The sequence below is a fragment of the Lamprobacter modestohalophilus genome, from assembly GCF_016583905.1.
GTDB lineage: Bacteria > Pseudomonadota > Gammaproteobacteria > Chromatiales > Chromatiaceae > Lamprobacter > Lamprobacter modestohalophilus.
Map to the genome: position 1 here is coordinate 1 of NZ_NRRY01000081.1, position 12,610 is coordinate 12,610.

Here is a 12,610-nt window from a genome sequence, read left to right on the forward strand (position 1 = left end):
GCTGCACCGAAAGCAGGAGCATGCGCAGACTCAGCATCGAGAGGACTGACTGAATTGAAAGCCCGGTTGAAAGATTGACCAATTCGGTTGAAAGAACTCGGCCATCACACCGGTCTTAAGGGGTCAGCTCGTCGCAACCAACCTTGAACTGCGTGCGCAATCATCAACCAGGCTCGATCCGCTTGCGCAACCATCGCCCTCTGGCTGTCACCCCTTCTCGAGAGACCATCATGCAGAAGCAATCCTTTCCCCTAATCGCGCTAATCTCCTCCTCACTGCTCTTGGCGTCAGCCGCGCACGCCGAGACCGCGACTAACGCGCCCCTGCCGAGCTATCAACAGGCACTGGACGCCTTTCAGGCGGAACGCGCCAAGATCGGTGGACCCAAGCTCGATACGGCCGATCGGGCCATCATGCAGCGGGCCGCTGAGGATCTGGCGACTGCAATGCCAGAGCCAGGACTGGCGGTCGGCACTCAGGCACCCGACTTCAGCCTGCCGAACGCCTTCGGCGAGCGCGTGCGGCTCTCCGATCTGCTCGCCGAAGGACCGGTGGTGCTGACCTTCTACCGCGGTGCCTGGTGTCCCTACTGCAATCTGCAGCTGCGCGCGCTGCAGCAATCCCTGCCCGAGATCGAGGCTCGCGGCGCGCAGCTCGTCGCGGTCACGCCGCAATTGCCGGACAAATCCCGTGAGCAGGTCGAGGACGACGGCTATGCGTTCGAGGTGTTGAGCGATCTGGATGATCGGGTGATGCAAGCCTATGACCTCTATTTCGAGGTCCCTGCCGACCTGGATGCCGTTTACCGGGAGCGTCTCGGCTTGGATCTGGCCGAGTACAACGGCCCCGATCGGCGGGTGTTGCCGGTTCCGGCGACCTTTGTGGTCGATGGTGACGGCGTGATTCGCGCTGCGTTTGCCGACGTCGATTATCGCCAGCGCATGGAGCCGGCCGCGATCATTGCGGCGTTGGATCAGGTCGGCGAGAGCGCTGGGGCCGACAAGGCCCCAGACTGAGCGCTGACCTCAACGGCTCAGACCCTCTCAGAATGACAGATCCGGATTGCCCTGGGCGCCACCATAGATGTTCGGACGCTCACCGCTGTCGGACGGACCCTGGAGGCGGACATTGAACAGGTCAGCGTTGCCGTCGGCGATGCCGTGATAACGATCGATCTGGCTGCCGACGCCGGGCGCTATGGCGCTGACGCCAAAACCGTCCTCGATGCCAGCCGGATGGCTGGAAAGGTCCGGATGGCCTGCGCTCAGGCCCTGGTAGACATCGGCGGCGCTGACACCAGCGGCAGCCAGGCTGAACAGGGTCGCGGTCAGGGTGGTGGTGATGGTTTTCATGCTGTGTTCCTCGTTGGACAGTGGGTTGGTGGACGTCCCGGCCGTTGCCGGGACTTGCCAGAGATAAAGCAGCCCCTGTGCCAACTTTGGAATCACCCAATTAAAGCCAATAAAAACAGACGATTGCCTGTTGCCACCTGCTTTTTGCACAAACAGGTTCCGCCTGCGAGCGCAATCGGAACGTCACGAACTATTCACAATATGCACGCTTGCGTTGAACGAATCGTGGTATTTGGCCGAGTCATGCGAGTCACCCGATCCATCCTGCCCTCGCTCTTGGTGCTCTGCGGCGCAACCGCTCTTGAGACGCGTGCGGCGGATCTTCTGATGCTGCAGATTAGCGAGTCGGAGCAGCGATACCGCATCGAGGCGCGTTTTCTGGTCCAGACTCAGTCCGTCGATCCTCGAGAGCAAGGTGGTCGCTACGCCAACGCCGACGCAGGTGCGCGTCAAAACGCGTATTCGCGCCTGTGTTCTGATCCATTGTCAGACTCTGAGACGGGTGGAAGATGTGCGCGAAAGCCCACAGCGCCTGGTCGCGGTGATCGTTCCCGAGCAGAGTGATTTCGCCGCGGGACGGACTGAGTGGCGCCTGACACCGCAAGAGGATTCGGTTCGGGTCGACTATCGCGCCGAGCTTGAGCCCGGATTTCAGCTGTTTCCCCTGGTGGGACCAGCGTTGATGAAGGCCGGCTTGGAACGCGAGCTGCGCGCTTTTCTCGGTCAGCTTCAGGCGCGCGCAGCATCGATGTGACAATGGCGCAGCGCAGATGCCCTGTTGCTTCGTCTCATTGGGGCTCGAGGGATCCCTTAAACCGAAGTGTTCGATTCGAGGTCAACTGGACTCAGGGCAGCCCTCGCCGCACGTCTTCCCAAAGCTGATCGGCTGCCTGCTGGCGAATCTCGCCCGCATCAAGCCCGCCGGTCCGCCCCGCACTGCGCTCGGCCGCATCCGCTCGCCCACCAGTGCTCAATTCCGAACCCGTCCCAGTCAACGCCTCCAGATCAATGTGCTCCGGCAGCGGAAACTGCCCGGCCTGGGTCAACAACGCAATCCACTCCGACAGATCGATCCGTGACCAATCCAACCGCTCCAACTCCTGCAGCGACAAACCCCCGCAGTTCGGATGCTCAGGCTCCCCCCAGCTGCGACCCAACTGCGGATAGGCCTGCTCATTGATGATCCGCGCCAAGGGCGTATTGAAGCAGCAGAAGGCCTTCTGCTTCTCGATGCAGATACCGAGGATATCGCTGTCGCAATAGCTGCCGACGTAATGGCAGGCCCGCAGCTCACGCTGCACCCCCAACTCGAACTCCTCCTCCTCGCAGGTCCAGATGATGCGGATCAGGATCATCACCACGCTGTAGATCAGATAGGCGGTCATCGCCCAGGCGAGGGTGGTGCCGATCAGCCCGCCAAGCTGGAGGTTGCCCGCCTGCACGGTGCCATTGACCACTGCCGATCCGCCGCCCTCGACCGCAAACAGCGCATTGGCCGCCGCGTCGCCGAACACCTGTGCGGTCCACTCCACGGTCTGGCGCAACAGCGCCTGCTTCGCAGCATCCAGCGAGAGCCTGGCACCGGCTTCGCTGGTCGCGGCCGCAGAGTTGCCGACCAGGTTGTTCGCCGCCGAGGTGATGGTCTCGGTGACGGCATCCCAGGTATCGACCAGCGGATCACGCAGCAGCTCCCAACCCCCGCGCAACGTGCTCCCAGACTCACTGACCATGATCGCAGAGTCGATCTTGGTCATCGCCACGATGAGCTGGATGTAGTCGATCAGCGAGACGCCTGCGGGGGTCTCGCAGCAGTCGACGATGCCACCGACGGCCTGCTTACACTCGGCCGCCTGGCCCTGGAAGATCTGGCACTGGCCGGGACTGGTGCAGTTGCTGTCGCTGAGCACATACTGCGCGGCTTGCAGGGCTGCAGCAGCCTCGCCGAAGTCATCCGACTGCTCGAAGGTCAGGTCCAGACAGTCATTACCCAGACACCGCACCGGTCCGGCGCAGTACATCGCGGTCTCGCGGGTGATGTCCGGGATCTCGGCGGTGGTGCCGCAGTCATAGCGTGACTCGGTGGCATAGCAGACCCCATAGCGATCGCGGGCACCGTCGATGCAGGTTGAGCCCAGGTAACCGCAGTTCGGATCGGCCTCGAGTGGCCCGCAGTCGTTCTCGATATCGCCGGGGTTGTAGGGGCAGTGTGTTTGGCCCTGCGGATCGGTCCAGCACTGCATGTCACCACTGCTGAACCCGGCACAGTCGGCGCTGATCGCCAGCTCGCGGCAGAACGGATTGAGCCAGGGCACCGGCGAAGGCCCAAAGTTGCCCGGGCAGATCAGCACACCGACGGTTTCATAGCAGCCGTTGGCATTCAGCGCCGGCGCGCCGGAGCAGACCGCCTCGCCCTCGCAGAAGGCACTGTCGCGGATGGTCTCGGCCAGATGCACGCAGGCCTCGGGTGCATCCCAACCGTGGTCGCGCAATGGCAACGGCGTGAACTGGATACGGATCGAGACCCGATAGGGTGCTTGAGCGACATACCAGTGCCCCGCATCGGTTTGAAAGCGGTAGTCGTTGGCAACGGTGAACGAGCCGCCGTTGCGCAGCGCTGCGGTCGCCTCGTGCCCACTCAGGGCCGTGCGCTGGATCGGATCGAGATTGCCGCTGCTGCTGTCGGACTGGCTGTAGCCAGGAAAACTGATCGACCAGGATTGGAAGAGCGCATCGATCTTGCAGTCCCAATCACAGCCGGTATCGAACTCGGTGGCCTGAGGCGCCACGCTGACCGCAATCCGCTGGATGCGTCCCGGGTCGTTGACCGTGAAACCGAAGGTCTGTGCCGGTCGAGAGGCGCAATCGGGACAGGACGGCTGATGCGCAGCGCCTGGAAAATCGTAGACGACCTCGATGCAGCCATAGGCGCAGTTGGTCTGCACCGCCCCACCGCTGACCGCGACGATGTGATCGGCCGGTGGCAGGTCATAAGCATGCGTGAGGGTGCATTCCCCGCCCTGCTGCACCTGCTGGCAGGTCTCGATCTCGGGCAGATGCACCGGGCGCGTGCCGGTCTGGAATTGCGTGTCGATCGCGCAATCGCCGAAGCCATTCGCCAGGTCGGCCATCTCGTCGATGACTTGGTCGGTCTGCGACCAGACCGGATCGGCGCGCAGATCGCTCGCCGAGACCCCGACATTGGTGTAGAGGCTCTGGAAGGCCTCGGCTTGTGCGCCTTCTTCGCCGAGCAGCGTTGACTGCGCGGCGCGGCCGCGGGCGGTCAAGCCTTCGGGCTGGCCGTAAAGGGCGGAGAAGTCCGCTGCGCTGCCGGCCGAGGCACCGGGGAAGAGATCCTCTGTACTGACGGACTGGGTTGCACCATTGACCTGGAATTGGAGTTGGTCGCCCTCCAGGGTCGGCAGCGCAAACCCAGTGGCCTGGCCCTGACCAAACACCTGCCCGGCTCGCCCCAGATCGGCCATCTCATCGCCCCAGACCAGTGCCCAAGGCGTCCAGGCGACACAGAGGCAGAGCAATCCGACGAGGACTCGATGCCCAATCGATGCCCCGGCAGACGGCCGGCAATCAGCCCCCGACGCTTGATGCGGCGAGGTCGCGTCGGCAAGCAACCGATTCAGCATCCCGTCAATACCCGGTTCAGAACGTCGCACAACAATCCTGCCAGCGCCAAAGCACATAGAGGTGATCCTCACCCGGTCCCGGATAGGTGCGATGAATCCCCCACCGAAAGGGGCTTTCGCCGATCACATGCGCGCTGTTGGCCTCCGGCAGCGGATAGAACATCGAGAGCTTGTATTGGCTCTTCGGCAGGAAGGGCGCGAGCGGGGCCTCGCACAAGGCGCCATCGCCCATCGTCTGCCGGGCCAGGCCGCGCCGATGCAGCGCCGCCATGACCCGGGTGGCCGACAGCGAGGTGGCGCGCACCCGTGAGCCCAGCGTCGGCTGCGCGCCGGCGAAGGGATAGATCAGCCCCCAGGTACCAGCACACCAGAACAGCTCATCGATCGGGTTACCCGCGCTGGCGGCAACGCCATCGGCCAAACAGGCCACCTGCGCCGCCGGCGAGGCCAGCCAGGTCGCCTCGGGATGGGCGAAGAACCCCAGCTCGGCGTTGTTCCAGGTCGGGTCCAGCTCGGTGAAGTGCAGCAGGTCCAGTTCACTGAACCCATCCGGGTTACAGCGATCATCGAAGAACAGGTCCAGCATCACCAGCAGCGGGAAGGCGTAGACATGGACGTTGTAGAAGGCCGCCTCGCTGTCGTCCAGTTCGCCCTGACCACCGCTGCCGAGCAGGCGCACATCGCCAAACGGCAGGCGGATGCCGCCCAGGGCCGGCGTGCAGGTCGGATTGCGCACCAGTTCGATGATCCGGGCCGGCTCCCAAAGGCCGAGGGTGAAACCGGGCCGGGGGACGCCGAGTCCATCGCGACAGACACAAACCGAGGCGTTGCTGGCCCCTGCTGGTACTCGACCACCACCGATCGGCATCCCGGCGATGCGCACCGGGAACAGGCAAGACCAGCAGATGTCGGTGATCAGCTTACCGCTGAGCAGTTCGGCATCCGGGCAGGCGGCATCGGCGGCCTTGGCCGGTGGTGTCGGCGTCAGCATCGCGAGCAGCAGCAGGGTGCTGAGGCGGCAGAGCGTGCCAAGCGAGCTGACCCCTCGAAAGCCGATTGGATAAAGACGTCGCTTCATGGGGCCGCATGCCTCCTCTCGGTCCCGATCGCGAGGCCATCGGCAATTTCCTGATCGACTAACGCTGCTGTTGGCCCGCGCATCGCGGTCTCGGTGACGCGAAACCGCAGTCCCTCGGCCTCGACCACGGCGGGCACCCGCTGCAGGGCGAAGCGCTGACGCAGCGTCGAAGTGAGCAGGAATACCTGTCGGTCGAGCTGGGTCATCACCTGCTCGAGTCCGCTCCAGCCGCGTTCGCGCGGCAGATCAGTGAGCAGAAACAGGCTGGCCTTCGCTGAGCGCTCAGCGGCACGCGCCTGCGCGAAGGCCACTTGGCGTGGATCGGTGGCGTCGAAGACCACCAGGCGCTGGGTGAAGGGCAGCTGCGCGAGTGGATTGACGCTGTCTCCGGCCTTGACCAGCGGCGTGCCGTCCGGCAGTTGGATATCCGCCGCAGCGGTGAGGGTTGGATCGATCCAGCGGGTGCGATCTTCGGTGGCGGTTGGCAGGCGCTCCAGGTGCAGACGACCAAAGGCCCGCTCGAGGGCGCGGGCCTTCATCGCGGTCAGATCGAGTGCGGCCAGGCGGCGCTCGAGCTCAATGAGCAGATCCGGCTCTCGGATCTCGGTGACCGGGCCCCGCGTGCCGAGGTCGCCCTGGCGACCGACGTCTAGGGCCTGCTCGAGCCAGCCGGTGCTCATCAGACCAGCGACCCGAGCACGCTCGCGCCAGGCGGTGCCCTCCCGCTCCAACAGGATCAACGTCGGCACCGCCGTGACCCCATAGGCCCGAAAGGGCGTTGGATCGAGCAGCACGTTCGGGGGCGGATCGAGTCCCTCAAGCAGTTCACGCAGGCTGGCGGCGAAGGCGATCAACGACTCATCCTCGTCGACGCCGCGAAACAGGATGCGCAGATCGGGTCGGCCACTGGCCAGGGAGAACAGCTCGCGCAACGCGGCCTCGCCGAGGGAGCGGGAGGCAAAGAGCAGGTAGGTTCTGGATGGCGCGTTCGTCGCCGGCTGGAAGGGATCGGAATCAGCGGGCTCAGGAACACTGGAGGATCGGCCATCCAGTGCACAGTCGCTCGCCAGGGTCTCGCAGATCGATGCCGTCAGGTCCGCAGACCCGAGGTGTTGACGCGCATCTTCCAGCAGACCGTCCACGACAACAGCATGGCCCTTAACGCTCGACTCCGTGCCGGTCTGATCAGGAACCTGCAGCCACACCGGCAACGGCTGACCTTCAATGCTCCGGGCAATCGCCTCGGCCTGCGCCCGGATCGGTGCCAGTGCCTGATCAATGCCCTGCTCGGCCTGATCGATCATCGGCCCGGCAGCGGTAGCGACGCTGACCGCGGTCAGTGCGCCGCCGGCCATTATCAGGAGTTGGCAAGCGCTGGCGGACCGCCAAGCGGTTGAGACCGCTGATCCATGAGCACGGCAACAGAAGGCTCCGCGGAACCGAGCAAAAAACGCAGCAGCATCAAAACAACGCATACGCCCGCCCCTGCACCTGCTCGATCGGCAACGCACCCCAATAGCGGCCATCGAAGCTGTCGCGCGTGTCCCCCATCACCCAGAGATGACCGGGCGGTACCTCGAATTCCGCGCGATCGAAGGTGGTCACCGGCTGCTTCAACGTCGTCGCCAAGGCGGGGTCGCTATTCGGCCGCACAACCCCGTTGATCGAGGTCCCGGCAGCATCAACCGCCACGCGATCACCTGCCACGCCCACCACGCGCTTGATCACCGTCTGCCCGACTGTGAAATACGGCACCATCGCCTCCGTCGCAGCAAAGGCCACCAACTGCCCCGGCTGCGGCTGCCGATCCCAGGTATCGATCAGATACCAGCGATACGGCGGCAGACAGAGCGCATCCTGATCATCGAGACCCAGTCGAAAGCGCCCACAAAGCAGACTGCCGATCACCAGGATCAGCGTCAGCACCACCAGGGCCTTCAGCAGGAACCGATCCCAGGGCTGGCGGTGACGCGGTGTATTCCGACGCATGCTCATCGGCCTATCCCCTCGCTCAGTGGCAGATACAGCTCTGCCGGTGCGGCCAGCACCGCCTGCCCATCGAGGACCAGAAACCCTCGCTCGGCCAGTCGCTCAGCGAACACCCGAATCTGCCCCGCATCCAGCCCGGCGCGCACCGCCTCGGACACCGACAGGATGACCACCGGCGGCTGGCGTGCAGCGTCTCCCGCCAGTGCGGCCAAGCGCTTCTGGCTGATCCCCAACCCCACCACGGCACCGGCCAGCACCGCCCCGAACAGCAGCGTCAGTGACCAACGCAGGGACGGTGTCAAAAGCGCCATCAGGGGCTCATGGCCCGCACCTGTGCGCGGCTCAACGTCCATGGCAACGCTCCTCGATCAACGCATGGATCGCCTCAACCGTGCCCAGCCCTTGCGTCCGAAGCATCTCCAACGCGGCCACATCCTTCGGCGCCGTGCTGTAGAGCAAGCGACGAAACGGATCGACCACCAGGCGACCGATACCGCCACCCAGGCTGGTCAGGCAACAGATCTCGGAATAGGCGCCTGGTACCGTATGCACGGTCTTCAACAGCTCCACCGCTCCGGACGGTAACGGCAGCCGCTGCTCGGCCGCGAGCTGATCGATCGCCTGCGCCGGCTGTGCGAGCAGAAAGCTGTTGGCGCTGTTCTCCGCGATTGCGCGTCCCACCGGATGAGTGTAGAGATCCGCGAGCGATTGGGTAATGGTGACCGCCGCCCCGCCGTACTTGCGAAAGCGCCGATAACCCGACTCGATAAACTTGCCGACATCGCCGTTGGTGAGCAGGTCCCAGGCCTCGTCGATCACCACCAGCTTTTGCTGTGCGCGCTCACCGAGGTACATCGCCTGCTGGATCTGATAGATCAGCAGCAGTAAGACGACCTGCTGCAGATGCCGGCGACTCTTCAGCTCCTCGAGCTCAAGCACGACCAAAGGCGCGGTGAAGCCGATGCGGTTGCGGCCGTTGAAGAAACGGCCGTACTCCCCGGCCGAGGTGAAGGAGAACAGCTGCCGGCCGACATCCTGTAAGCGTGCATCGCTTTCAGCCAACAATGCCTCAGCGATCGCATCGACGCTCATCTGTTTGCCGAGCCGATCCCAGACCGTCTTCAGGATGCGTTTCAGTCCGGCGGTGCGGTAATCGCCCAAGGGCTCAGTTGGAGCGGCCATCGCGGTGATCAGCGCCGTGACCACATCGGCCTCTTCTTCCCAGCGCTGCACCAGCTCAAACGGATTCAGACAGAGGTCTGCGGTCTCGGTGAAGGCGATGAACTGCCCGCCGAGCGCAGTGCAGAGCTTCTCGTAGCTGCGCCCGACATCGATGATCCAGCAGCGCGCACCCGTACTGAGCGAGGCCGCCACCAGCTCATTGGTGAAGAAACTCTTGCCAGCGCCGGAACTGGCAGCGATCACGGCGTTGTAGTTGCTCTGCGAGTCGAACAGCGACAGGTCCATCAGCTGGCCGTTGCGCGACAGGAGCTGCATCACCGGCGTGCCGGTGCCCTTCCAGTCGCCGAACACCGGCAACAGGGCCACCGCATGTCGTGCCGCCAGGGTCCGATAGCGCATCATGTCGCGGATCGCCTTGCGCTCGGCGCCGAATGGCAGGCTGTTGAGAAACAGCGGCAGCGCGAAGTAGCGATCTGGCATCAGCTGGAAGCCCAGCTCGCGCCAGTAGGTGATGGCATTGGAGCGCACCGCCTGGGCCTCATCCTTGGGACTGAACAGGACCAGGCTCAGATGCGCCTGCAGGGGACGATCGCCCTGCTCCAAGGCGCTGAACAGCACATCGAAGCCGTGCTTGCGGCTGATCAACTCGGGCAGGAACTTGGCCAGCGGTCCATAGGCGGTGTTGGTCGCCCATTGGCGCTGCGCCTTGAGTCTGGCGCGCAGGCTCTCCTGATCCGGCACATGCAGGGTCATGGTCAGCAGGGCGTTGTGACCGATACCGCGGGTTCCGGAGAGCGGATCACCCAGATAGCGGGCCGCCACCCCGAAGCCGACCCGGTCCGGATAGCGTTTGCAGGAGAGCACCTGCACCCGGGTCTCACCGAGCGTCAGTCCCTCGGCGTCGACTTCCAAGGCATGGGTCGGATCGAGCAGTTGCTCGCGGATCAGCCGGTGCGGATCGCACTCGGGGATCAGCCGGGCCCGCCAACCGGCCTCCTCGCCCCAGTTCAGCAAGGTGCCGAGCAGGCGCACGAAGTCGTCGGAGGATAAAGGACGCGGCTGCAGCCCCGCGGTGGCCAGGACCTGCTCGCTGGCCGCGCGGCGATCGATCGCCGCGGCACGCTCAGCAGTTTCCGGCAGCCCTGAAGCCAGCGGCAGCTTGACGCTGATGAACAGCACCAGATCGCGCACGCGCAAAGCGGTACCCGGAACCAGCGGTTGCTCGACACCTTGGCGCAGGAAGTCGACACGCTGGCGGGTCGCCTCGCGCAGCACCGGCGTCGGGCTATCCAGGCGCAGGCCGAGCATGCGAGCCAAGGCGGCATCGATATCCGGACTCGCCCAAAGGCCGACCTGGATCAGGGTCCCGGCGGGCCAGTCCTGGTTGAGCAGGACCAACAGGCGCTCGGCGGTGCTCTCCTCGAGACCGGATAAGGGCGTGCAGAGGAAACCAAAGCCGAGGCTCTCGTCATCATGCAGGAAGAGCTTGGCCTCGGCATCGTAGGCCAGCGGGCTGAGCAGCGTGCTCAGGCGCTCGCCCTGGTAGTGTCTGGCGGGATGGGTCATGGCGGTGGCATCCCCGGTGTTGACTGCGCGACCGTGATCGGCGCGGGTTCGCCCATCCGGCACAGCTGAATCAGCGGCGGATCATCGCGCACCAGCCAGGCGCGACCGCGACGCAGCAGCGCGCGGGCGCGCGCCGGATGGCAGGGTGAGAGCAGATGGCCGACGGGATCGAGCACGCTGACGCGTTCGGGCTCATGGGTTCGGGACGCACGCCGGCGCCGCACGCGATCGGTTCGCATGGTCTTGGCTCCTGGTGAAGGAAGGGCACAGAGAAAGCGGAGAACGATGGACGGTGTCCCGTCCAGGCTCGATCAGGGCGACCGGTCAGTCAGCAGCGGCGATTCGGGGAAGATCCTTGTGGACTCAGGTGATCAATCTTGAGATCAGGTGATCGGCAGCGTCGCCGAGACCACCGCATCGATGATGTCCGGGGCCATGAACAGGCCAAGACCAGCGGCGATGCCGATCGCGAACGAGAGGATCGACTGGCGTGCGACACCGGCGATCAGCCCGACGATGATGAAGGCGATGGCGATGATCCGGCCCAATAGACCGGTCATCCAGCTGATCAGCATGTCGTAGGTGGCCTGGAACTCGGTGCCGCCGGTGCCGGCGAGGGCCGCCTCCGGGGCGAGCGTGAGGGCGGCGGCGCCGACGCCGATCAAGGTGGCGGCGAAGAGCCAGTGGTGGGTTGGGTGTGCGTGGGATGACATGACGGACTCGGCGGTGGTGGAAGCTGTGGAACACGGACTTAGACTCGGACAAGGATGGGATGCCATAGCGGCGGTCTCCGGGGTTGCATGGAGCGGCCTCGATGGCCGCGGTGTGGGTTGTCGAAGGAAGCTGTCAAGGGGCGTTGAACCGCTGATGGGCGTAGCGCGTTCGACCTTGGATCTTGAACCCTGCATCACCTGGCCGTTGCGATCAGCACCTGGACCGCGGGATGGCTGCGTCGTGTGTCGATCGGTGTCCATCGGCGTCATCGGCGGTGATTCGTCAGATCGGTTTGGCTGCGCTCGGCAATCTGCAGCGGCTGCAGCACCCCAGCGGCCGGCAAGACGGCGCCGTCGAGCTGCCAGCGACGCGGCAGCACTTCGATGTAGAGGTGATTGGCGCCGTGCAGCGTGCCGTCGGCGTCTTCCCAAGGGGCGACCCAGACCCGCATCACCGAGGCTGGGGCGCGGATGGGTGCCGGTGCTCCATGCGTCGACTCGGATGGCGCTGAAGCAGTTGATTCACCTGGGTCAGCAGCGCTCTGAGCGATGGAGGCCTGACCACTCGACTCACTTGCAGAGGCCGCTGATCGCGATCGCGATGACGCCATCGACTGTTGTGCCTGTAGTGCGGTGAGCGTATCGGGCGTGGTCGAGGGCAGCGTCTTTGGCAGCGATCCGCTACAACCGCTCAGCAGCAGGATCAGGGCGCTGGCGGAAAGCATGACCCATGAAGACTGTGTTGATCTCATCGCAGATCCCCTTTTCGCGTCAGCACCTCGGCCGGCGGTGGTCCCTGCCCCTCGGTGCGTTGGTAGACCTCGGTCACCGACAGACAGAGCGGCCGGCTCGGCAGCCCCTCGCAGGCGAAGTGCGGACGTCCCAGAGGACTGGCACAGCTGCTGGTCATGGTGATTGCGATGGTCAGCACAGGCAGTAGGATCAGCCTGGACCGGCGTTGTAGAACCTTTGCGTTCATCCCGCATCGCCCTCCCCCAGCCAAGCAGCCAGATTCTCGGGGACGCCCTGGTGCAACCGGCCATCCGGAGCGATCAGCAGCGGCACCTGTTCGACCCCGAGCAGGCGCGC

The 12,610-nt window shown here is 64.8% G+C and carries 12 protein-coding genes and 1 pseudogene; 2 read left to right on the forward strand and 11 right to left on the reverse strand.

All coding sequences use genetic code 11. From position 1 onward, the window contains the following. Positions 1–230: 230 nt before the first annotated feature. The gene (locus tag CKO42_RS24500) at positions 231–1,016 is read left to right on the forward strand and encodes a peroxiredoxin-like family protein (RefSeq protein ID WP_200251027.1); all 786 of its coding nucleotides are present in this window, start codon (positions 231–233) and stop codon (positions 1,014–1,016) included. A 27-nt stretch (positions 1,017–1,043) separates the two neighbouring features. Here the strand turns inward: CKO42_RS24500 and CKO42_RS24505 are convergent, their stop codons facing one another. Continuing rightward, positions 1,044–1,352 carry a hypothetical protein gene (locus tag CKO42_RS24505; protein ID WP_200251031.1) on the reverse strand — a complete coding sequence of 103 codons (309 nt, stop codon included), beginning with the start codon at positions 1,350–1,352 and terminating at the stop codon, positions 1,044–1,046. A gap of 391 nt (positions 1,353–1,743) precedes the next feature. On the opposite strand from CKO42_RS24505, the pseudogene CKO42_RS24510 reads away from it, so the two are divergent. Then, positions 1,744–2,106: pseudogene (locus tag CKO42_RS24510) on the forward strand (SRPBCC family protein); the annotation flags it as partial. A 91-nt stretch (positions 2,107–2,197) separates the two neighbouring features. Here CKO42_RS24510 and traN read toward each other — a convergent pair. The 10 genes from traN to CKO42_RS24560 form a co-directional block, all read right to left on the reverse strand. Next, complete coding sequence (gene traN, locus CKO42_RS24515; protein WP_242479673.1) at positions 2,198–4,888, reverse strand: conjugal transfer protein TraN; 2,691 nt, start codon at positions 4,886–4,888, stop codon at positions 2,198–2,200. Between the two features lie 121 nt (positions 4,889–5,009). After that, complete coding sequence (locus tag CKO42_RS24520; RefSeq protein WP_242479674.1) at positions 5,010–5,984, reverse strand: TraU family protein; 975 nt, start codon at positions 5,982–5,984, stop codon at positions 5,010–5,012. Between the two features lie 83 nt (positions 5,985–6,067). Beyond that, positions 6,068–7,426 (reverse strand): TrbC family F-type conjugative pilus assembly protein, encoded by a 1,359-nt coding sequence (locus CKO42_RS24525; RefSeq protein WP_200251039.1) that lies wholly within the window; start codon positions 7,424–7,426, stop codon positions 6,068–6,070. Between the two features lie 106 nt (positions 7,427–7,532). Next, positions 7,533–8,066: a signal peptidase I gene (gene lepB, locus CKO42_RS24530; protein ID WP_200251040.1), complete on the reverse strand. Its 534-nt coding sequence runs from the start codon at positions 8,064–8,066 to the stop codon at positions 7,533–7,535. Next, positions 8,063–8,413: a hypothetical protein gene (locus CKO42_RS24535; RefSeq protein WP_200251041.1), complete on the reverse strand. Its 351-nt coding sequence runs from the start codon at positions 8,411–8,413 to the stop codon at positions 8,063–8,065. The genes lepB and CKO42_RS24535 overlap by 4 nt, the downstream gene beginning before the upstream one ends. Beyond that, positions 8,403–10,808, reverse strand: coding sequence for a type IV secretion system protein TraC (gene traC / locus CKO42_RS24540; protein WP_200251057.1), 2,406 nt, complete (start codon positions 10,806–10,808; stop codon positions 8,403–8,405). The genes CKO42_RS24535 and traC overlap by 11 nt, the downstream gene beginning before the upstream one ends. Next, complete coding sequence (locus tag CKO42_RS24545) at positions 10,805–11,047, reverse strand: RRXRR domain-containing protein (protein ID WP_200251059.1); 243 nt, start codon at positions 11,045–11,047, stop codon at positions 10,805–10,807. The genes traC and CKO42_RS24545 overlap by 4 nt, the downstream gene beginning before the upstream one ends. A gap of 144 nt (positions 11,048–11,191) precedes the next feature. Continuing rightward, positions 11,192–11,521, reverse strand: coding sequence for a TraA family conjugative transfer protein (gene traA / locus CKO42_RS24550; protein ID WP_200251061.1), 330 nt, complete (start codon positions 11,519–11,521; stop codon positions 11,192–11,194). A 266-nt stretch (positions 11,522–11,787) separates the two neighbouring features. Next, positions 11,788–12,246, reverse strand: coding sequence for a TraV family lipoprotein (locus tag CKO42_RS24555; RefSeq protein ID WP_200251063.1), 459 nt, complete (start codon positions 12,244–12,246; stop codon positions 11,788–11,790). Positions 12,247–12,269: 23 nt separating this feature from the next. Further along, complete coding sequence (locus CKO42_RS24560; protein ID WP_200251065.1) at positions 12,270–12,500, reverse strand: hypothetical protein; 231 nt, start codon at positions 12,498–12,500, stop codon at positions 12,270–12,272. Positions 12,501–12,610: the final 110 nt, after the last annotated feature.

Bases quoted from the DNA above. Each gene is read 5' to 3' on its own strand.
- CKO42_RS24520 (WP_242479674.1), bottom strand. From the start codon at position 5,984: ATGCTGACGCCGACACCACCGGCCAAGGCCGCCGATGCCGCCTGCCCG.
- traA (WP_200251061.1), bottom strand. From the start codon at position 11,521: ATGTCATCCCACGCACACCCAACCCACCACTGGCTCTTCGCCGCCACC.
- CKO42_RS24505 (WP_200251031.1), bottom strand. From the start codon at position 1,352: ATGAAAACCATCACCACCACCCTGACCGCGACCCTGTTCAGCCTGGCT.
- traC (WP_200251057.1), bottom strand. From the start codon at position 10,808: ATGACCCATCCCGCCAGACACTACCAGGGCGAGCGCCTGAGCACGCTG.
- lepB (WP_200251040.1), bottom strand. From the start codon at position 8,066: ATGAGCATGCGTCGGAATACACCGCGTCACCGCCAGCCCTGGGATCGG.
- CKO42_RS24500 (WP_200251027.1), top strand. From the start codon at position 231: ATGCAGAAGCAATCCTTTCCCCTAATCGCGCTAATCTCCTCCTCACTG.
- CKO42_RS24535 (WP_200251041.1), bottom strand. From the start codon at position 8,413: ATGGACGTTGAGCCGCGCACAGGTGCGGGCCATGAGCCCCTGATGGCG.
- CKO42_RS24555 (WP_200251063.1), bottom strand. From the start codon at position 12,246: ATGCTTTCCGCCAGCGCCCTGATCCTGCTGCTGAGCGGTTGTAGCGGA.
- CKO42_RS24545 (WP_200251059.1), bottom strand. From the start codon at position 11,047: ATGCGAACCGATCGCGTGCGGCGCCGGCGTGCGTCCCGAACCCATGAG.
- CKO42_RS24560 (WP_200251065.1), bottom strand. From the start codon at position 12,500: ATGAACGCAAAGGTTCTACAACGCCGGTCCAGGCTGATCCTACTGCCT.
- CKO42_RS24525 (WP_200251039.1), bottom strand. From the start codon at position 7,426: ATGGCCGGCGGCGCACTGACCGCGGTCAGCGTCGCTACCGCTGCCGGG.